This is a genomic window from Ensifer sp. SL37, from assembly GCF_026672675.1.
Classification (GTDB): Bacteria; Pseudomonadota; Alphaproteobacteria; order Rhizobiales; family Rhizobiaceae; genus Ensifer; species Ensifer adhaerens.
Window position 1 is genome coordinate 393,272 of sequence record NZ_JAPPRN010000002.1, and the last position, 21,095, is coordinate 414,366.

At 56.0% G+C, this 21,095-nt stretch carries 8 protein-coding genes and 4 pseudogenes; 6 read left to right on the top strand and 6 right to left on the bottom strand.

Annotated features, from left to right (window positions below; translation table 11 throughout):
• Positions 1-81 precede the first annotated feature (81 nt).
• Positions 82-369: pseudogene (locus OVA00_RS09805) on the bottom strand (helix-turn-helix domain-containing protein); the annotation flags it as partial.
• A 195-nt stretch (positions 370-564) separates the two neighbouring features.
• On the opposite strand from OVA00_RS09805, the gene OVA00_RS09810 reads away from it, so the two are divergent.
• The gene (locus tag OVA00_RS09810; RefSeq protein WP_268088734.1) at positions 565-4,470 is read left to right on the top strand and encodes a hypothetical protein; all 3,906 of its coding nucleotides are present in this window, start codon (positions 565-567) and stop codon (positions 4,468-4,470) included.
• 229 nt (positions 4,471-4,699) lie between these two features.
• Here OVA00_RS09810 and OVA00_RS09815 read toward each other — a convergent pair whose 3' ends face one another.
• On the bottom strand, positions 4,700-5,080 hold the full coding sequence (locus OVA00_RS09815) for a transposase (protein WP_268088735.1): 381 nt from the start codon (positions 5,078-5,080) through the stop codon (positions 4,700-4,702).
• 192 nt (positions 5,081-5,272) lie between these two features.
• A pseudogene (locus OVA00_RS09820) lies at positions 5,273-6,543 on the bottom strand (IS256 family transposase).
• 239 nt (positions 6,544-6,782) lie between these two features.
• Here OVA00_RS09820 and tnpC point away from each other — a divergent pair.
• Positions 6,783-7,400, top strand: a pseudogene (tnpC, locus tag OVA00_RS09825) (IS66 family transposase); the annotation flags it as partial.
• A 662-nt stretch (positions 7,401-8,062) separates the two neighbouring features.
• Here tnpC and OVA00_RS09830 read toward each other — a convergent pair.
• The 3 genes and pseudogenes from OVA00_RS09830 to OVA00_RS09840 all read right to left on the bottom strand — a co-directional run bounded on the left by OVA00_RS09830 (position 8,063) and on the right by OVA00_RS09840 (position 13,545).
• Complete coding sequence (locus OVA00_RS09830) at positions 8,063-10,288, bottom strand: hypothetical protein (RefSeq protein WP_268088736.1); 2,226 nt, start codon at positions 10,286-10,288, stop codon at positions 8,063-8,065.
• A 1,200-nt stretch (positions 10,289-11,488) separates the two neighbouring features.
• Positions 11,489-12,677 (bottom strand): annotated as a pseudogene (locus OVA00_RS09835) (IS91 family transposase).
• A 4-nt stretch (positions 12,678-12,681) separates the two neighbouring features.
• Complete coding sequence (locus OVA00_RS09840) at positions 12,682-13,545, bottom strand: tyrosine-type recombinase/integrase (RefSeq protein WP_268088550.1); 864 nt, start codon at positions 13,543-13,545, stop codon at positions 12,682-12,684.
• Positions 13,546-13,970: 425 nt separating this feature from the next.
• On the opposite strand from OVA00_RS09840, the gene OVA00_RS09845 reads away from it, so the two are divergent.
• The 4 genes from OVA00_RS09845 to istB all read left to right on the top strand — a co-directional run bounded on the left by OVA00_RS09845 (position 13,971) and on the right by istB (position 21,085).
• Positions 13,971-15,190, top strand: a protein-coding gene (locus OVA00_RS09845; protein WP_268088737.1) for an IS3 family transposase whose coding sequence is annotated in 2 segments (ribosomal slippage) — positions 13,971-14,307 and positions 14,307-15,190 — 1,221 coding nt in all. Because the reading frame shifts where the segments join, the coding sequence is not laid out codon by codon here.
• A gap of 391 nt (positions 15,191-15,581) precedes the next feature.
• Positions 15,582-18,407, top strand: coding sequence for a hypothetical protein (locus tag OVA00_RS09850; RefSeq protein WP_268088738.1), 2,826 nt, complete (start codon positions 15,582-15,584; stop codon positions 18,405-18,407).
• A gap of 537 nt (positions 18,408-18,944) precedes the next feature.
• Complete coding sequence (gene istA, locus OVA00_RS09860) at positions 18,945-20,207, top strand: IS21 family transposase (protein ID WP_268088872.1); 1,263 nt, start codon at positions 18,945-18,947, stop codon at positions 20,205-20,207.
• Positions 20,204-21,085 (top strand): IS21-like element helper ATPase IstB, encoded by an 882-nt coding sequence (gene istB, locus OVA00_RS09865; RefSeq protein WP_065375085.1) that lies wholly within the window; start codon positions 20,204-20,206, stop codon positions 21,083-21,085. Before istA ends, istB begins: the two co-directional genes overlap by 4 nt.
• Positions 21,086-21,095 lie beyond the last annotated feature (10 nt).

The window sequence follows — 21,095 nt, forward strand, 5'->3', positions numbered from 1 at the left end:
AGCCACATTTCGTGCGGGAAATCCGCCCGTCCGGATCTGTGAGGGCGAAGCCGAATGGCATAGCTACTCGACCACGACCAAAGCCTTGTCGTTCGATAGTTTGAAGCTGCGCCACCGATGGGGTGCGAGACCATGTTCATGCCAGATCTTGACGACTGAGGACGCCGCAATCCCCACAGCCTTTACCATCGCACGAACCGTCCAGTGTGTGGCTTCCTGCTTGGGCGGTTCTTGGGGCAGGGCCACAACCCGGTCGACAAGGTCACCGTCAAGAGGCGCAGTGCCGGGAGGCCGGCTCTTGTCGCGCAAAAGGCCGGCTACGCCTTCGGTCATGAAGCGCTCCTGCCAACGCCAGACGCAGGTCTTTGACCAAGCACCCTGACAGTATAGAAAAATATCATATGCTTATTGTAGAAAACTCTAACATCCAGTAAAAAACTACTGTTTATTGGATCAAATATGAATACGATACATCCATCAGCGCCGGTTGTCGCAAGCTCTCCTCTAAATCAAGAAGCACCAGCCTCTCCTTTGGCAGAGACGAAAGCTCGTGCCGCGAGGGACTTGAGCCCCACAAAGGCGAAGCAACCGATCGAGCAGCCGGATCAGGCGAGTTCAATGCAAATCCGCGACGCAGACTCTGTCAAAAAAAAGATACGGACTGACATGGTCTATCTAGCGGCTGCGACTGTTGGCAGAAGCGGCCATCCAAGTATGACATTTGCCGTTTCAGAACTAAAAACACAGCTCACTCGCTGGCAGGTGCAGATGGCAGCGATTAAAGCGACTTTAGATGATTTGTCGCAATCAAGACTTTTGAAGATCGCAAGGGGTGGCGGCCTCGATATTGCCGTATCCCAAAAAGAGCAAGCGCTTCGTGAAGACTTATCCAGTCTAGAAAATGGCGCCTCTAAGGTTACGAAAGTATTAAAAGATATTCTACAGGATTCGGTCGCCGCTAATACCGCGCCAAGTGACGTGAACCGTTCGGCGGTTGATCAAAAGATTGAGCAGGCCCGTCGGACTTTCCTTGCGGAAGTTCAGCATTTCGATGCTGATGAAGTGATCGCGACAAAAAACTTTGGCGATGTCAATATCGTAGACGCACTGCTCTATTTTGATAACAAAAGTGACCTCTTCAGCCTGGCAGACAACTTTATGCCAGAGGCTAAGCGATCAGCCTATCAAACCGCTTTGGCCTCAGAGCCCCTGAACAAATTACGCACGACATTGAACTATCTCGCCACCCGGTCCGGCGCCGAAGGCGGCTTGCTCGATCTGCATCGAAGGCGGATGGAAAAACTCCCCGAGCTTTCATTCAAGCCATTGGCGACCAACATTTATATTCAGAATGAACTCAATAAAATTGACCCGACAGTCAATGTCCAAACGGAATTCGAGGGTTATCAAACCAGCGAGCATTTCAACCATCAAAAATTGGCTTTGGCGCGGGACGCACTTTTACCAACGGTCGCCAGCGCCAGTGATGATGTCGACAAATTCCGTCGCAATTTGAGAGACTTGCTGCCTCTCGAGCCAACAGAACGGTTGAGTGACGATGACAGGTTCGATCCTGTTTTCTCCACAAAGACAGATTGGCATGACCATCCATTCGGCGCCGCCACAACAGCGCTGCCAAGAACCTACTCCTATCGGGCCCAAGATGGCAAACTCTATCTCTACAATTTGAACGCTCAGTCCAAGCATCCAAACGACGAGCCCAAGATATTGAGCCTCGACGCGCCGCAAGCAACGCAGGAGTACAAATGGAAAGAAGGGGAAGACGGGAAGGCATGGGGGGAGAGCGACAGCAAGAAGATATTTGATTATCTCGGCACGGAGCTTGCGGGCACCAACAGAGACAACGTCATCATTCTGCCTGTGCGAAAACAGGTGGCTGCTGCTGAGATTGCCAAGAATCGCGAGCAGGTTGTTTTTTCCGAGAGCTTAGACGACGATACCTTCAAACGGATATTGCGGCTGGACCCGACCCCTCAGCACGCCAAAGATGTCGACGCCCTCTTCCAGCGACAAAACGACAATTTGGTCGTCCAACTCTCCCGGACGTTGGACGAAGTACCCTATTTTGAGATGGTCAATGCGGGAGTGGCGTTGACACAAGACGAAGAGATGGCCATTCGCCAGGACCTCTTTGAGTTTGTCGGCGGGAACAATGCCGGTATGCAAAGAGGCGGCATGCCTGGACTGCAGGTCACAAATCCCGACCTGCTCTATTTGCCGACAAGCAACAGCAATCACCATCGCGGCACGCTGATCAACCTGTCGAGCAAGGAGATCGTCGCGATCCCGAACGGCTCGGCAGACAGGGTACGGCTGTTTTCGACCGACGAGTTCCAGCAGTTCATCAACCCCTCAGCTAAAGATCGCGACAGCATCAAGGATGCGTTCGAAAAGAACGATAAACTACAAGATCTGAAGGCGTATTCTGAGGAGCTCAATAGCCGAGATCATCAAGTAAGCCATGACGTCTTCGGTGTGAACACTGTTGAGTTACGAGAACAGGCTCTCAAAGAGCAAATACAAGGAAACGTCAGACTTTACATGAGTGCTGTTGCGGCTGGCGTCGTCAATCCGAGCGATCAGGATGCCGAATACATCAGAAACATTATCAACGTACTTGATCAGAATGGCGGCTCCTACGATTCGTTTGCCGATGTCCCCAGCAAAAGTGTAAGCACACTCGATGATCTGAAGCGCACAAAGGACAATCCGGTCCTTGGAGATTGGCAAGACCGCCTGAAAGACGATTGGGACTACGAGGTAAAGTCAGATTCGGAGCAATGGTGGCTGGACGCTGCGCAGCAATGGGGACCGTCGTTGCGCTGGGCAGGCTATGCCTTGTCCGCAGGTCTGTCCCTGGTGCCGGGCGTGGGCATCACAGGATCGGTTCTCATCGGTGTCGCAATGAATGCGGTGACAGATCTGAGTGTCGATGCCGCCACATTGATCAACACCGATGATGCCCGACAACGCGAGCAATTGATGGACGAGATGTTCACGAAGTTCACCGCGTCGATCACGGCCGATGTCGCTCTTGGAGGATTGGGCAAAGGGGCGAGCGCCGCCATGTCGCTGTTTCAACCGACCATGGCCAAGGTGCTGAGCATAGCCGCGGCAAAGTCTGGCAAGTCCGTGGGCGATGTCACCGCGTCGTTGACCTCGTTTGCGGCCAAGCATCCCGCCACCGCAGCCTCGGCGGGCCTCAGCCAAAAGATCAGCCGCGCCATAACCCAATACGGTCAGAACTATGCCGGGATGGCCGTTCAGGGCGAACTCGGCGTCTTGCTGTCAACCTGTGCTGCGACCCAGCTCGGGGAGAATGCTCAATCATTCTGGGGCCAAGTGGCGACACAGGTCCTGGCAGGAGCACTCACCGGAGGCATCCGAGGCGCGGCCAAGGAAACCGGTCAGGCGCGACGAACCTATCAGGAACTGAAAGCCCAAGCCAAACAAGACATCAGGCTGTTGGGCTTGTCGGCTGAGGTTATTCAAAAATCTGAGACGGCAATCGATCAACTCGATCCGAACCAGGTGCTGCAAACGCTGCGTCGACAAGGCCTCATCGTGTCTGGGGACGAAAACGGCTTCACAAGTGCGAGCGATAGCAGGGCCGTGCAAAAAGCGGCGCAAGCGATCCGAGGTGAAGTGCACCAGCTTCTGAACGGTATGCGGCGTGAGGATCTGGGCGATGACTTTACGCCAAAGCTGGTCAAGCAATGGCAGAAAGAGATGGCGGCAGCACCAGGAGCCCCACGCGATCTGGTGCGTGACATTACAACGAAGCTCAATTCTCTCCAAAGGGGCGAGCCTGAATCCCCCAATGGACAGTCCCTGACGAGACAGTTGCAAGCGAAGTTGGACGAACTGGCGTCAAAAACAGATCTAACAAACAAAAAATCGGTTCAGCGCATAAGAAATGCTTTGGAAAAGCACCGCCCTCTCACTGCAGAGGAAGTCGATACCTATGTTGACAATAACAGGGAGACACTGTTCCCCCTTACTCTCGATCCAGCCAGCGATCTCAATGATGTGCAGGTGCGCACGATACGCGAGCGAGTATTTAAAGAAAATCTATTGCGCCAGAAATATACCAAAGACCGCCTGTCGTCATCCGGTGGCGGCATTCAGCAACTTGCCAATCAAGGGGTGATCAATGGGCAGTGGGTTGGCGGGCTGATGTGCGACAAGGCCGCAAGCGTTCTCGGGATTCCTAAAGAGTACAGAAATCAGAAGGGGGGGAACCACAATATCATTGAACTTGGTGGCGGGCGCTGGATAGATCCCACCTGGAAACAATTTTTCCGCCCCCCTGGCAACCCCGCAACCAGGGGAAAACCGCCTATCTTTGAAGGGAATGCCGACGCGTTTAGGGCCATGGGTTTGGATAAAGCACGAACGGAAGCCTATTTGGCTCTTATCCACAAGGGGCAGTCTTCGACACCCAGATAGCTTCCATAATGAAACAGGGTGATGCGAGGTTTTTGCTCGCGGATCAGGTTGTCCCCGCCGGGGATGCAGCAAGGTTTTTGGGGATTTGTTGTTGATCTTGGAACAGGTGGAGACCTCAAATTACCGCTGATTTGGTGATCGGCGGCGCGGCCTGATGGCTGTTGGCGGTTTTTGCTTCCGATTTTGCGTTGGATTTCGTGGTGTCACGGCCCTTTCGGGGCGGCATGCTTCATGCGGTGGCGCGTCGCCCTTCGTGGAAGACATAGCGGAGCGTGTTGTAGGCGATGTTGGCCATGTCGATCTTCACCGTCGCCCTGCTGATGCAAATGGCGCGGATGAAGAGCTTCATCTTGTCCTTTTGCCTGGCGAAGACGTGCTCGACGGCGGACCTGATCTTTGATCGTCGCCCGTTTGCCCGCGACATCGTTTCCGGCATTGGTTTGCCCTTCGGCTTTCGCTGGTGGATGTCCGACTTCAGGCCATTGTCTTTCAGCCACTCCTCGTTGGTCTTCGAGCGATAGGCACTGTCGGCCCAGACCGTCGAGGCAGTATTGTCCTTGGCGACGACGTTTCTGAGCTGAGCGCCGTCATGGGCGGCCGCACTCGTCACCGTCCATCCCCCGGATGAACCGTAAGCGCCGTCTCCGCCCCATTGGATAGGCTGTATTTTGAGGCTGGCCGGGCGTGCTAGAAAGTTTCCAGGACTATCTGGAGATTTGCATGGCAGCTGATAGATTTGTTGGGCGCTACGAAGTTGTCGAGCCGCGCCGGAGCTATGGTCGGAAATGGGTGACGAGGCCGATCAGGCGGCGCGATGGTCAGGGGTCGTCGTTTCGGCGACACCGTCGGTGAATTTGACGCCGGCGATGACCTTTGGCAACTGATTTTCGCCCTTCAGCCGGCGCCAGGTTTTGGCGGCGCTCATGACGAGCTTGAAGACCATGAGCCGTGCTGTGTTGTGGGACAGGCCTCCCTTGGTTCGCACCGTGCGGTGCCTGACGGTGGCGAAGACGCTTTCGATCGGGTTCGAGGTGCGCAGATGGTCCCAGTGTTCGGCCGGGAAGTCGAAGAAGGTCAGCAATGCCTCGTGGTCCTTCGTCAGGCAGTTGACGGCCTTGGGATATTTGGCCTTGTATTTGTCGACGAAGACGGCGATCGCGACCTCGGCGGTTGCCCGATCCGGGGCATCGCGGACCTCCCTGAGATCGGCCTTCATGTTCGGCTGCACCGACTTCGGCACCTTGTTGAGGATGTTGAGGAGCTTGTGTTGGCAGCACCGTTGATGGCGGGTCGAAGGGAATATCTCCTCCAGCGCCTTCCAGAAGCCGAGCGCGCCGTCGCCCACGGCAATTTCTGGCGCAATCGAAGCCCGCGGGCCTTCAGCCCGACGAGCAGCTCGCGCCAGCTCTGGGTGCTTTCGCGCACGCCGACTTGAAAGCCGACAAGTTCCTTCTTGCCTTCCGGCGTCGCGCCGATGACGACCAGCATGCAAGCGGCATCGTCCTCCATGCGTGCCTGAAGATAGACCCCGTCGGCCCAGATGTAGACGTAGCGGCGGGCTGACAGGTCGCGGCGTTGCCAGCGATCATAGTCGGCCTGCCACTCCTCCTTCAGCCGGCCAATCACCGAGGGGGACAGGTTCGGTGCGTCCTTGCCGAGTAAGGCGGCAAGCGCCTCCTGGAAATCGCCGGTCGAGATGCCGCGCAGGTAAAGGACCGGCAGCAGAGCGTCGAGGCTCTTCGTGCGTCGTGCCCACTTCGGCAGGATCGCCGACGTGAAGGTGATGCGATCCTCGCCGCAAGTCTCCAAAGCCCGGTCGCGCAGCTTGACGCGGCGCACCGCAACCGGACCGATCCCCGTCTGGATCGTTCTTTCAGGCCCATGGCCGTGCCGCACCACCCGGTCCCGCCCATCGCTCAGGCGTTCGCTGGCCATGGCCGCAAGAAACGCCTCGGCTTCCGCCTCCACGGCCTGTGCCAGAAGCCGGCGCGCGCCTTCGCGTAGAACCGATGTCAGGGGATCATCGAGCGTCTCGGGATGCGGAAAGGAAACAACAGTGCTATCTGTCTTCATGGCGTATCGCTCTTTCATGAGGTTCTGGCAGGCTTGTCACCCGCCTCGATACGCCGCCCTCATCAAACCGTCATCACCCAGTTTCCGTCATAGCTCCCTGGATCGCAGCAAGGGCTACACGCGCCTTGAAGGCTGCGCTGTGGTTTCGGCGGGGTCGTCTGCTCAAGTGATTCTCCTGTTACGGCACTCTCGCCGCTCTCAGCCAGAAATTCCACTTAACGACCTGTCCAATGTTCCCGAGTCACCTCTCCACGTCGGATCGTAACGGTGGCGATCCCTTGAAGCTGGCTTTCTGTTGGGCACATGGGCGCAGAAAGCTGATCAAGGCCGCGCCGAAGAGCGGATCGCCCATCGTCGACGAGGCACTGGTGCGCATCGCCGCGCTCTACAAGATCGAAGACAGTATCCGAGGCTCAGATCCCGAACATCGCCGGGCAGTTCGACAGGACCTGTCCCTTCCGCTAGTGGACGAGTTCTTCACCTGGCTGGCAGCGCAAGCCAAGCGCGTCTCACGCAAGTCTGACCTCGGAAAAGCCCTGGCCTATATGCTGACGCGACAGGACGGATTCCGGCTGTTCCTGGACGACGGCCACGTCGATATCGACTCCAACCTCGTGGAAAACGCGATCCGCCGACCGGCCATGAACCGCCGCAATGCCCTCTTTGCGGGGCACGATGAAGGGGGCCGCAACTGGGCCCGGTTTGCCAGCCTGATCGGCACGTGTAAAATGAACGGCGTTGAGCCCTACGCCTATCTGTGCGACCTCTTCACCCGCCTCGCAAACGGCCACCTCGCCAAAGACATCGATGCCCTGATGCCATGGGCCTATGCCGCCCGCATCAACGCCTCACAATGAGCTCGTCAGATACTATCCGGTGAGCTCACATCCGGCCATCAGGCAGCACTACCAAATAGCCGAAACTGAAAAATCAATGGGGCGTAGACGGCGCATACGGCGATACGCGAATTAGGTCCAGATCAAATTTGCGAGCTTTGAGCTCTTTGCACGCCCCTGGTTACCTAAGTTGCCCATTCTGTTCGTTGAACTCCTCACACCCCTTGCTTCGACGGAGGGTCAACACCATTCATTTTACAGGTGTTGACGAGCGATGCGAGGACCGCGAAGGTCTTGCCGTCAACCGTGCGCGGTGAAATCGGGCGGCTTTTGCTCGTGGCAAGGAAGGGCGATAACTTGATGTATTGTCGGCGGAGTCGGAACGGGTTGGTCGTGCAGTGCACCCGACGTGCTTCAAGTTCAACGCGGCATCCATCCGGTCGATTTTGGCGAGTTTGCCGGCCGCATCTCCTGAACGCGATGCCCGGCGCAATTGACCTTGAAGAGGGCTGACGCTCGCTGCTGCGGGAGGGCGGCTACCCTCTCGCAGCAGTTCATTCCTGCTAGCTTGGCGCTTGGTTATGCCTTAAACCCCAAAAGGCCAGCCACCAACGAGCATCCTTTATCCGCAAATCTCTGAAGACCGATTGAATCAAGATGCTGGGAGGGGTACCACGTGTGCTCTATTGGACCAATCCAACCTGTTCTCTATATTGGCTTGGAGAAATGTCTGCCCTATTTGCAGTGCTGTCGGGATAAATTCCGAACAACTCCGCATTCGGTCGATCTTTCAGAGGCACTTGCAGCGTCAAGAATTCGTCTAAATTTTCAGGATTATAGTAACGGCCATCAAACCAGAGCTCCTTTGCTCTTTTAACGTCAACACCTTTTGCTTCAAAAATCGCGAAAACGTTTTCTAAAGTGCTCCGTGGTTGCGCAAAGTGTCCAGTGTGGTTGTTCAGAGAAATGATCACTCCGTCTGACACCTCAGCTCTGCCAGCGTATATCGGCCATTCGTCACCAACCAAGGAGCCGTGATGCAATCGAGGTCTTAGTGGCAAGGTGGGGCTAGCATCAACGTTTTCAGCGTTCTTGCCGCTTCTAAAAAGTTCGCTTTCCGTGTTCACATCCGACACGTAAATATCGTTGTTGCTATCGATTACAAATCTTATTTTTCCACTTGTCACACGTTTTCCAGTTGCGTCTTCCCAGGAAATCTTACCATCCTTTACTTCTATTTTGAACTTAGAAAGGTCTTTCGGAAGAAAGACCCCCTTTTCAGTATCGAGCGCCAATTCGTGCTCCGTGATTTGAAGTCCAGCCGACTTGTTGGAAACGGGACGCGTTTGTTCCGGAGCTTGCTCGGTTCTCCCGCCAGTCATCATTGGCTGCTCATCGGCAACTGTTGAACTTCCTGAAGTGGGGTTGCCATTTGGATCGACGCTCGGGCTATTTGCGGCGGGGCTTGTCGCTTTTTCTGGCATCACCGACGCTCCATCTGCCTGTGCCCCGTTCCACTTGACCGGTTTATCTGGACTGGCGGGATATCCTATGCGTCCATCGGGCAAGCGTTTGGGTGGGTTGAAGAAACCATTGCCTGTCGTAGGTTTCCTGCCGACCTCCTCCCCGGCGGTCAGTGTTTGCGGTTCCATTTGCGTGGTGGAAACGTCCTTGCCGATCTCGAGTTCGGCAGCGGGTTGCTCTGTTACTTCGGGAGCTGTGGCTTTGGCGAGCTCTGCCGTCTCAGCGACAATCTCAGCCTCTTCGACGAGTGGAGCTGCGGCCTGAACAGGAGCGAAAATGGCAGCTGCGACGTTGACTTGTTTCAAGATGTCGCCGAACTCTTCCAGACCAAGGTCCGCTGTGCTGGCCAAAAGTGCCGTGCCATCCTGCTTGGCGAGACCCAGATTGTAATCGGCAAGGGCATCGCCTAGGTTTTCAGGCCCGTAGGCCTCGCCAAATGTTGTCAGATAGCTGGCCGCGTCGCTTGGCTGCTTCGGTGCTTCGACACTGAACGCAAAAGTGTCAAGTTCGCCCTTGCGTCCTTTCTCGAACGCTTCGAACACATCCGGCACGCCCCGAGACTGGTTGCTAGATGTGCGCGCAGTCTGGGCCTCATGGCTGAAGTGGGGCAGCAACTGTTTGGCCGCTTGCGGATCCGCCAGAAGATCGAAAGCGTCTTGCTGGCTGTTGAGTTCCCGGTAGTCGACCTTGCCTTTGTCATCAAACAGCACCAGGACACCTGGAGTTTGTCCAAGCGGCTGATCTCCAGCGTCAATGCTGTCGTTGCCAGCGTCGGATGCCGGTCTCGAAGTGAAATTGCTGCGTTCTGAAACAAACAAGGCGTTCTTTGCCGGGTATCCGTTGATTGACGGGACCACGGCGACGAATCTCTTGTCGTTCGAGGCCAGTCCCAGAACCGCGCCTCGGCCCTTTTCGCTGAGACCCTGATCCTGCCGCGCAGTCTCTGCAAGCAGCGCTGGAACAGCCTTATTCAACTCAGATCGGCGATGACCATCGCCATAAAAACCTTCGACATGCTGCTTGAACGCTCCTTCGAGCGGCGGCAGCCCGCCCAGTTTCCCCTGGATCGCCGCCTGAAGGTTTGACACCTGCGTATCTTGCTCTTGCCAGCGCGGGACTTGAGAGCCGCGGCTCTGAAGTTCAATACCTGTCTTAATCGAGGCTCTGCCTGCGGGATCAATCTTGGCTTGGTTTAGCCTGTCTAGTGCAAACAGCACGGGCGAGGATGCATTGACGGCGCGAGCAACCGTCAATGCACTGCCTGACGGAAACGGAGGGGATGCCATTGGTTTGGGCCGCTTGGCTTCCGGCTGGATTGGACTTTCATCGCCGGACAGTCCCGGCACCCGATTGATTGTGGAAGAGGCAGAGGAAATCACAGTCATATTCAAACCTTGCTATATCGTGATCGTGCGCGCCCTGTACCCGTGGAAATAGGGACTAACTTAAGGCTTGCCTAGGTTAGTCGTATCTACAGTATGGATAACTTACAAATAGCTATAGTTCAGGAGAGATGAAGGGAATGTCGACCGCCGAGGTAGGTTCCGCGTGGTTGAAGTACAATTTTAACGACGATCACTTCAGGGGATAGCGGCAGTCGAGGCACCGGCGCCTGACGAGCACGAGGCCGTCCCGGACGTACTTGCATCCTAGTTGGGGACACTCCATGGAAGAGCTGGCGAAGGCCGCAGAGGCGTTTCGGCACGCCGCGAGCCAAGCTGCGTGTCACCCTGCAGGGCTTTCCGCACGGGGCGTGCGGCGACGCCACCCTGCTCCTCGGTCATCACCTGAAGACCCGTGGTTTCGGAACGTTCAAATACGTGCTCGGCATGCGCACGGATGAGGACGGGGAGCGGTATTCCCATGCGTGGCTCCAGCAGAGCGACATCATCGTCGACATTACCGCCGACCAGTTCCCGAACCAAGCGCCGGTCATCGTGGCCGACCATTCCCCGTTTCACGAGGGAGACCGAGGTGCCGCACGAGGCGGATTTCCATGTCGATCACGGCTACACGGCCGCGATGCTGGGGGCCGCGGCCGTCATGGACACGCTCGAGGCCTAGCCAGCCGGAACTTGTGTGGCGCCGCCAACGAGCCCGCCAAAAAGAGCGACGGTTTCAGGCGTAGGGATTCAACTCCCTGAGAGGGGGGAGAGTGCCCGCTGTCCTCTCATATGCGCTAACTTAGGGGCTGGACGACCTGAATCTATCTGTGATTCATAAGCGGGTGCGGGATCATCCCAATCTGGAGGGTTATGTGAGGTCGCATCCGTCGTCGCGGCGAGCTCGAGCGACCTCACATAAGCCGGATTGAAGTAAGGCGCGGGTTGTTTGGCGCCGTTATGGGAATAGTAAAGCACGCCGCTTGATGACGATAGCGGATTCGTCGTGGACGGCAATCGCACCGCCGATTTTTGTGGTGATCTGGCGACCTTCGCGAGCAGCTTGCCGGACGATAGGAAGCGATTTTTGCGCTCTCAATGCACACTGTCGGTCTTTCGGTGTGGCCAGGGCCACGCGGTATCGCGCGCCGGCGCGGCGCTTGGTTTTGTGGGCATATGGGAGGGGGTGCGGATTGTCGGAGTTCATGATGTATCGCACCAGAAAGATGATGGCCGGGGCGGCGAAACAGGCGCAACAGTGATTCCTGTCCTACGCATGGGACGCCGGCAGTCAGGGCATTCGTGGGATTGCCCGGGCTGTGATTTGCCTGCCTGCGACCGCTCCCCTGCTGATGATGGTTGATCGAGGATCTGCCTGCAGAGGCCGATACGATCCCGTCGGTGGCTATTGGCGAGAAAGCCGAAGTGGCGCATGCGGTGGAAGCCGTCCGGGAGCACGTGTAGAAGAAAACGCCGGATGAACTCGTGCGGGTCAAGGCGCATGATCTTCTCGCGGTCGCGACCCTTGCCACGGTAATCCTTCCATCGGAAGGCAACGTGGTCATCATCGACCTCGACGATGCGGCTGTTGGCGATGGCAACACGATGGGTGTAGCGGTACGAGATAGGCGAGCACCTGGTCGGGGCCGCCGAACGGTGGCTTCGAATAGACGACCCATTCGACGCGGCGCGCACGCGCGAGATGGCGGGTGAACGCCTCGTCATCGTTGAGATGGCTGAGTTCGTTGGAGAAGCGGAGTTCACCGTGAGCGAAGGCTCTAGCAAGGGCCGTCAGAAAGAGCCGCCGAAACAGCCGCGACAGTACGCGCACGGGCAGAAAGAAGCCCGGCCGGCATGCCACCCACCTAGATCTGTCGGGCGAGAGACCGCCGCCGGGCACGACGCAATGAACATGGGGATGATGGGTCATGGCCTGGCCCCAGGTGTGAAGCACGGCGACGATGCCGATCTCGGCGCCCAGCCGCTTGGGATCGGCGGCAACGGTCTGCAGCGTCTGGGCCACGATGCGCATCAGCAATGCATAGACGACCGCCTTGTTGTGGAAAGCGATCTCGGCGATGCCCGGTGGGAGCGTGAAGACCACATGAAAGTACGGGACCGGCAACAGATCGGCGACGCGTGCAGCGACCCACTCCTTGCGGGCCGCGCCTTCGCACTTCGGGCAATGGCGATTGCGGCAGGAATTATAGGAGATGCGGGTCCTGCCGCAATCGTCGCAGGCATCGACGTGACCGCCGAGCCTCGGCGTCCGGCAGGCTTCGATCGCGCCCATGACGCGTCGTTCGCCGCGGCCAAGATGACCGGCGTTCTCACGTCTGTAGGAGCTCCCATGTCGCCGAAAGATGTCGGCGACTTCGAAGGTGGGACGCAACCGATCACGATTCCGGCGGTGTCACCTCCAGTCGTAACCGATCGAGCGGACTGGCCGTCGACCGGATCGTGTCGGTAGAGACCTGCGTATAGCGCGCTGTCGTGGAGAGGTGGGCGTGACCGAGCAGGACCTGGATGATGCGGATATCGGTCCCGTTCTCGAGCAGGTGAGTGGCAAAGGAATGCCGCAACGTATGGACGGTGACGTGCTTGGAAAGACCCGCCGCCGCAACCGCCGAACGGCAGGCGGAATGCAGCACCGACGGCGCGATCGGCTTGTCTGGATCGCGCCCAGGAAACACAATGTCCTTGGGCCGCGCCAACCGCCAATAGCTGCGCAGGATCCCGAGCAGTTCCGGCGACAGCATGACGTAGCGGGCTTTGCCGCCTTTGCCACGCGTGATGTGGATCACCATCCTTGAGCTGTCGATATCGTTGGCGCGAAGACCACAGACCTCCGAAACCCTCAGGCCGGCGGCATAAGCCGTTGTCAGAGCCACCCGCGCCTTCAAGCTGGAGACGGCTTGCAGAAAGTCGACCACCTCGTCGCTCGAAAGAACAACCGGCAACTGGCGTGGCTCGCGCGCATACGGAATATGCTCCGGGATCGTATTCTGGCCGAGCGTCACGCCATAGAGGAACCGGAGGGCGCAGACGATCTGGTTCAATCCGGACCAGGAGATGCCCGTCGACACAAGGTGAACCTGGAAGGCGTGGACCTCGTCCAGGCCGAGCCGAGCCGGTGATCGGCCGAAATGGCGGCTAAACTTTGCGACTGCATAAAGATAGGATTGCTGCGTGGCCGGAGAAAGATTGCGGACCGTCATGTCCTCGATCATCCGGCGACGCAGAGGGCTCATCTCGGCCATCTGGATCTCCTGTCTGAAGGGTGGGTTTGCAACACCCAAATCCTCTCAGACAGGAGACATCTCTCAAAGAGGCCACCAATTGCCGCGACTAGCGGCTTAGTTCAATCCTTGACCCATCGCCGACGGCTCATATCGCCCGCTTATGCACAGGTCTGACATAACGGCCGCGAAAGGGGCGCCACCAAATGTGCCCCGGTTACCCCCCGTTTACTGCGGCATGATCGAGTTCACGAATAATTAACCATCTGAATTGACGCCATAAATTTCATAAGCGGAGGTTATTACGCAGTCAATTTCTGTCATCCGGACGCCATTTTTCACACTCTATTACTATCGATAGGTTGACCTGTGTGCCTGAATTAGCCCCCGAAAGGCCCGGACATGCTCCCCCACTTAGCTAAGTGGGTAGGAGTAATGTTGGTAATATGACTAGCAGCAATTTTAAGATGGAAGTTCTCTCCGGGCCGGAGCGTCGGCGGCGCTGGAGCACGGCAGAGAAGCTGGCGATCATCCATGAGACCTATGAGGCGGACGCGACGGTGAGCATCGTCGCACGTCGGCACGGCATCCAGCCGAACCAGTTGTTCGCCTGGCGCAAGCTGGCGTCCCAAGGGGCACTGACGGCGACTACCGCCGAAGAGGAGGTCGTTCCGGCTTCCGAATACCGGGCGCTTCAGGCCCAGGTGAAGGAGTTGCAACGCCTGTTGGGCAAGAAGACTATGGAGAGCGAAATCCTGAAGGAAGCCCTCGAAATCGCCGGTGGCCCAAAAAAACATCTGTTGCGCTCGCTCTCTCTTCCGAGGGGGATTTTGGAATGAAGACCGTCTGCGAAACTCTAGGTGTCGCCCGCTCGAATATCGCTGCGCGTGCCGCAGGTTCCCCTTCCAGAGCCAGAGGACGCCCGCCTCTACCTGATCGCGAGCTGGTGGAGGACATCAAGGCCGTCATCGCCGATACGCCCACCTACGGCTATCGGCGTGTCCATGCCATCCTGCGTCGGAATGCCCGGAAACTGGGGCGTTCGTGGCCCAATGCCAAGCGGGTCTACCGGGTGATGAAGCTGCACAATCTGCTGCTGGTGCGTCATACCGGAGCGGTCGATGATCGCCTTCACGACGGCCGGGTCGCCGTCGAGCGTTCGAACATCAGATGGTGCTCCGACGGCTTCGAGATCGGCTGCGACAACAAGGAGAAGGTCCGTGTCGCCTTCGCCCTCGACTGCTGCGACCGTGAAGCAATCGCCCATGTCGCCACCACCGAAGGTATCAAGAGCGAAGACGTGCAGGACCTCGTGATCACCGCTGTCGAGAACAGCTTCGGACGTATCAACATGCTGTCCGAACCCATCGAATGGCTCACCGACAACGGCTCTTGCTTCATCGCCAGGGACACCGCATCCTTGCTGCGCGAGATCGGCATGGAACCGTGCACGACACCGGTGCGAAGCCCACAGTCGAACGGCATGGCCGAGGCGTTCGTCAAAACCTTCAAGCGCGATTACGTCTCGGTGAATCCAACCCCCGACGCCGAAACCGTCATGGCGCAACTGCCGTTCTGGTTCGAGCACTACAACAATCTTCACCCGCACAGTGCTTTAGGATATCAATCGCCGCGCGAGTTCATCAGCTCGCAATCTCAAACCTGAGCATGTCCGGTCTTTTGGGGGCAACTCCAGTGCCAAAGACCAAACCGCATTTTCCGCACGATCTGTGGTCGGGTTATCTGACGGAGCCCACCAATCGTCCCCTTCCGGAAGCGAGACAAACTATCCCTCAAATTATCGTATTAGCCTATTACTAATATTCCGTTCTAACCTCGAGACTCGTCCGTACAGCACGATCCGCTGCGATGGCGTCCACCATCCCATTCGAGGGTTCTTAATGGCAGTGGCGTAATGGATCCATTACCTCAATAACGCCGAGCAGCGGCATAGTGCTTGCTCGCTCCGGCAGCACCTCTCGTCATCCCCATAAAGAGGCTGTGAAGAACACCAACGTCAACACGCGGCGAATAGAGTGTGTATCTTGGAGTAGAAAATGAGTGTTACGTTTTATCCAGAAAGAACTCGTCTCCCGGCTGGTCGCGAAGAATTGGACCAGCGAACTCAAATAGCGCCACCTCCCGCCTCACGAAGCCAAGCCTCCAAGGGAAACCCTTCGGCTGTCGTCAAGAGTACGAAAGAGGCCAAGGATGCTGGCGAGGCGTCTGCAACATTGTCCACATGGGACGAACTCTCCGACAAGCAACCCAATGAGAGCGTTCCGGCCTTGTATTCAAAGCTGGCTATGGAACGGGAGGCGCTAATACAATCAAAGGAGCGCGCTCTCTCCGGTCAGCTTCGCTCTGCATTAGAAATCATAAATATGAAGGAGCGCCTAGCCTGGATAGATTATCAAAAAGGGGAGAATAGCGGCGATGCCGATGCCATGAATAAACTGAATAATTTTAGTACGGAGGTGTATAACCATCTACAAGACATTTTCACGGGGCTGTCAAATCCTCCCCGGGCGGCCCAAAACCCTACAAATCTTTCTGACGTAGATTCGCAGGTCGATGCGGTCTATCGACGTTATTTTTCACAGAATCCGAATATTAATCCAACTGATACCGTAGAGACAATCAGTTTTGGAAACGTGAGGATGATAGACGCCCTCTTGTATTTCGATGACAACACGGGTGGTTTATTTGGCATCCTAGCGCCAGAAGATAAAAATAAGCGCTCCGCCTATAATGCGGCGTTAAATTCGCCCGCGCTGAAGACATTACGACACGAATTAAATTTGATAAATAAACAGCAACTTGGCAACGATACCTTTTTGCCAAAAAATTCGTTCCTAATTGATTTTGTTGATGCTGAACTGCAGCACCTCAATCCAGAAATTCATCCGGACACCCTGTTTAGAGGGTATCAAGAGAGCAAGAACTTTAATCACAATAAGCTTAACCTAGAAAAGAACGGAATACTAAAAGAGGTATCACCAAATGATACCCAACTTAAAGCTTTCAAAGTAGAGTTGAATAGACAGCTTTCTGGCGAGCCTGAAGCGTCATTGAATGATAACAGCAGATTCTCGCAAGTGTATGTCAGCGCGACGGATCTATCTGATTTTTCGTATATTACATCCGCATTCGGAAACCCAGAGACAATACCTCTAGATGGCGTCTATTCCTATCGATCAGATGATGGGGCAATCATCCTCTACAACCCCACTCCTCCACAAGGTCACGGCAAACTGTTTGATATAACCCGCCCGGTTCCTCAGTTGGGAACGCAGGAGTTTTTCAAAGACAATAGCACGGATAGGGATGTCTTTGATTTTCTAGAAGGGCGCGTTGGGTATGTTTATGACAATGTAATTATTGTTCCGGCAAGTGTGAGTGTATCTGCCGAATCTATCGCGAGAAATAATGAGCGTGTTATTTTTTCTGATGCAACCGATGACCTTGAAAAAATAATAGCGCTAGACCTTGAGCAGCCTTACTCAAAATATATCGACTCCATTATTGATGATGAATACACTACAATATATAATAATATAGATAAAGTATTAGACGGCATGCCAAACTTTGAGGTATTAAGTCCTGCCTTGAGCTTGAATGAAGATGACAAATTCGAGATTGATCGTATTTTGTCGGATTTTGACAATGACGTCAAACCACGTGAATTTCTGCAGGGAGTGATTCCTGGGATCACCATTTCAAATCCTGATGTTCTTTATTTTCCCTCAGGGCCAAATCAAAAATTTTCTGGGCTAATGGTTAATCTGGCGCGTGAAGAGATTGTGCCCATCCCGAAATCTTTGAAGGAAAGGGCCAGATTGTTCTCAACCGATGAGTTTAGGCAAAATTTCTCTCAAAACGATACGATCAAGAATCGTGACCGCATTCGATTGGACCTACAAGCCAATGATATGAAGGAAGCGCTCGGGGATTATTTTCGTAATTTGCAAGATTTGTCTGTGACTTATAAAAAAGTCCAATCTAAATATTTCGGTCAGCAAATATCGTCTCAGAACGATCTCCAAAGAAACTTGGATAAGGAGGCGAGAAAGGTTGTCAATTACATGGACGCTGTTGCATCCGGATTTATTACGCCAAGCGATGAGGATCTCAATACAATTCAAAAAATCGATGATTTACTTAGAAGAAATGATGCCTCCTACGATGCGTTCGCTGGAGGCGAGGAACGCGTCAGCACCATGGAGAGGATAACAACTAAGGATAACAACCCCATTGTCGAGGACTGGCGGGCGAGACTGAAGGCGGATGGGGATTACATGCTGACATCCGGGTCGGAAGAATGGTGGCGAGATAATATAGAGCGCGTGCGATTGGCTGCCGAGGCAGTGGCCGTTGGCATTGGTGCAGCACTGGCGGCGACAGGTCTGGGCATTCCGGCCGCGCTCGTCGCTAATACGATAGTTGCCTTTGCGATTGACTATTCTGGGGATGCCGTTCTGGATCATCATACGGATGATCTGCGCACGAAGAACGCATTAGACGAAGACATGGCTGAACGTTTGGTCAAGTCGCTGGCAAAGGCGGCCATCACGACGGTCGGATCGGGTGGGACGAATGCTGCAACATCTTTGAGCGCAGCGGTTGCTCCTCCACAGGCAATAAGTTTGGCCCGGTTGGAGCAGGTCCTAGGTGGAGCCTTCACAAAGATGACGGCAGCGGAGGCAACAAGAGTTCCAGCCCCACAGTTGGCGCAGTCGCTACTATGGCAGGTCCCTACCCCACTCTCGGATAGTATAGTCACTCTTGGTAAGAACGTAATAGCGAAGGGATCGCGCTCGCGATATGCTAATTTCATTTATCAGACCATGGGCAGGCAAGCGGTGAGTAAGACCAAGGCTTGAACCGGACCGTGTTTCCGGCGACTGGCTCATGCGAGCCCGGCTCTGTGTCCGGTGCATGTGTTGCTGTTCCGCGTTCCCCTTGGTCCCCAGCCTTGGCTCCACCGACTCCGCCGCTGGTTGCCCAGCTTTGTTCGTCGGTTTCTCAGCTACTATGCCAGAGTCAGACTTCTCCGTGTCGTTCATCAGCGGCTACGGCTCCTCGCCTTCCCGCTGCGGACCACGCCCTCCATAGAGGAGGTCGGGGCTGACCCGCAACTCCAAGGCCCGTTAGCCTGAGGTCAAACCCATCGTCTTGTTCCGTTAGAGAAGACTGAGCCCCTATTAGAGCATTTCCCTTTCATGCTGGATCGTATCCGCATGAGTTGAAGTAGTTTCTGCATTCTTTTGGCGCGTGTCGATACCGGATCAATACTCCCCAGAAGTGCCGTTTGAATCTTCCCCAGTTTAGCGATGCCGCCGGTCTTCCGGGGCGCGCCCCGGAAGACCGGCGGCACGCCATCACCGATACTACTCTCGATGGTCGAGAGGGGACTGGTGGTGATCAAACTCGGGGAGATAGTCATGATCTTAGATTTACACCGGCAGGGCTTGTCGGTGTCTGCGATCGCCAGGCAGACCGGCGTCGATCGAAAGACAATCCGCAAATATATCGAGCGTGGCCTTGAGGCACCGGCCTATGGACCAAGGAAGCCTCGGGCGACGGTCATTGATCCGTTCACTGCGTATTTGCGTGAACGGGTTGCAGCCTATCCCGGCCTTAGCGGACGGCGGCTCCTGCGAGAGCTGAAGGAACGCGGATACGCCGGCGGCTACACTGCTGTTACGGACTTTCTCAGAGACGTCCGCCCGACCTCCGAACACGGGTTTGAAGTTCGGTTCGAAACAGCTCCCGGCGAACAGGCCCAGGTGGATTTCGCCCAATTCCATGTTGTCTTCACCGATGAGCCGGCAACCCCCAGGATCGTCTGGTTGTTTTCTATGGTGCTGGGCCATAGCCGTCTCATCTGGGCGCGCTTTGTTATGCATCAGGATCTGCCAACGGTGCTGCGATGCCACGTGGCAGCGTTCGATGCGATCGGCGGCGTTCCGCGCGAGATCCTTTACGACCGAATGAAGACTGCGGTCATCGGCGAAGGCGAAACGGGCGGCATTGTTTATAACCGCGCTCTGCTCGATCTCGCTCGCCATTACGGCTTTCACCCAAAGGCCTGCAAACCATATCGCGCCAAAACGAAGGGAAAGGTCGAGCGGCCATTCCGCTATATTCGCGAAGACTTCTTCCTGGCGCGCTCGTTTCGCAACCTTGATGATCTCAACGCCCAACTCCGGTATTGGCTTGATACGGTTGCCAATCCGCGTGTGCACGCCACAACGCAGCGGGTCGTCATGGAAGCCTTCGTTGAAGAGCGCTTTCATCTGCGTCCCTTGCCTCTGGCTCCGTTCCGATCGGTTTTGCGGCTTGAGCGCAGGATATCTCGAGAGGGCATGGTGAGCGTCGGTGGAAACGCCTACAGCGTGCCCGATGCCACCAGGCGGCGGCTCGTCGAAGTTCACACCTTGGCGAATGAGGTCCGAATCTTCGAAGATGGTGCGCTGATTGCTGTGCATCCGGTATTGGAAGGACGCCATCAGCGCCGTGTCGAACCAGGACACAGAACCCATCGCTCAGCGCCGCGATCGCGACCACACGTCAACAACGACGAGATCATTCTTCATGGATCCGGAGACAGGGTCACACAGCGGCCGCTTGCCTTCTACGACGCCGTCGCCAGAGCTATGGCACAGGAGAACCGCCCATGAGCGCCGCTCTCGATGCTGTACCGTCGATGATCGACCGCATTCGCCATGACCTTGTTGGCTTGAAGATGCCACGTGCTCTTGAAGCGCTCGATCATATTGTCCGCCGCCTGGAGCATGGCGAACTCTCGGCACTCGAAGCAATTGATATTCTCCTTTCCGAAGAACTGACCCTGCGCGAGAACAGCCGCATAAAAACGGCACTGCGAATGGGTCGCCTGGCAACCATCAAAACACTCGCCGGCTTCGATTTCTCCTTCCAGCCCTCCCTCGATCGAGATCGGATCTTCACGCTTGCGCAACTGGGTTTCATCGACCGGCATGAAGCGGTGCATTTTCTCGGGCCACCGGGAACCGGCAAAAGCCATCTCGCCGTGGCGCTCGGCGTCGAAGCCGTCAAAGCTGGCAAGAGCGTCTACTTCTGCACGCTGGCCGATCTCATTGCAGCGCTGTCCAGGGCCGAACGCGAGGGCCGGCTGCAAGAGCGCATCCGCTTCTTCTGCAGGCCAAGTCTGCTGATCGTCGATGAGATCGGCTATCTCCCGGTCATCGCCGGCGGCGGCAATCTGTTCTTCCAACTCGTCAACGCCCGCTACGAGAGAGGAGCAATGATCCTGACGTCCAATCGCGGCTTTGCAGAATGGGGTGATGTTTTTGGTGATGCCGTCGTCGCAACCGCCTTGCTCGACAGGCTTCTGCATCACGCCGTAGTCGTCCAAATCGAAGGATCAAGTTACAGGCTGCGCCAACATGCCGAACTGATGCCTGAACACGTCCGTTCCAAAGCTTTGATTACGCCACCCTCCTTCGCGCCGCCGCCACGTCCAAGAGGTCGGCCGCCGAAAAATACCCAATTCTCCATGCCGTCCACGTCGGCATAATTGGGGAATT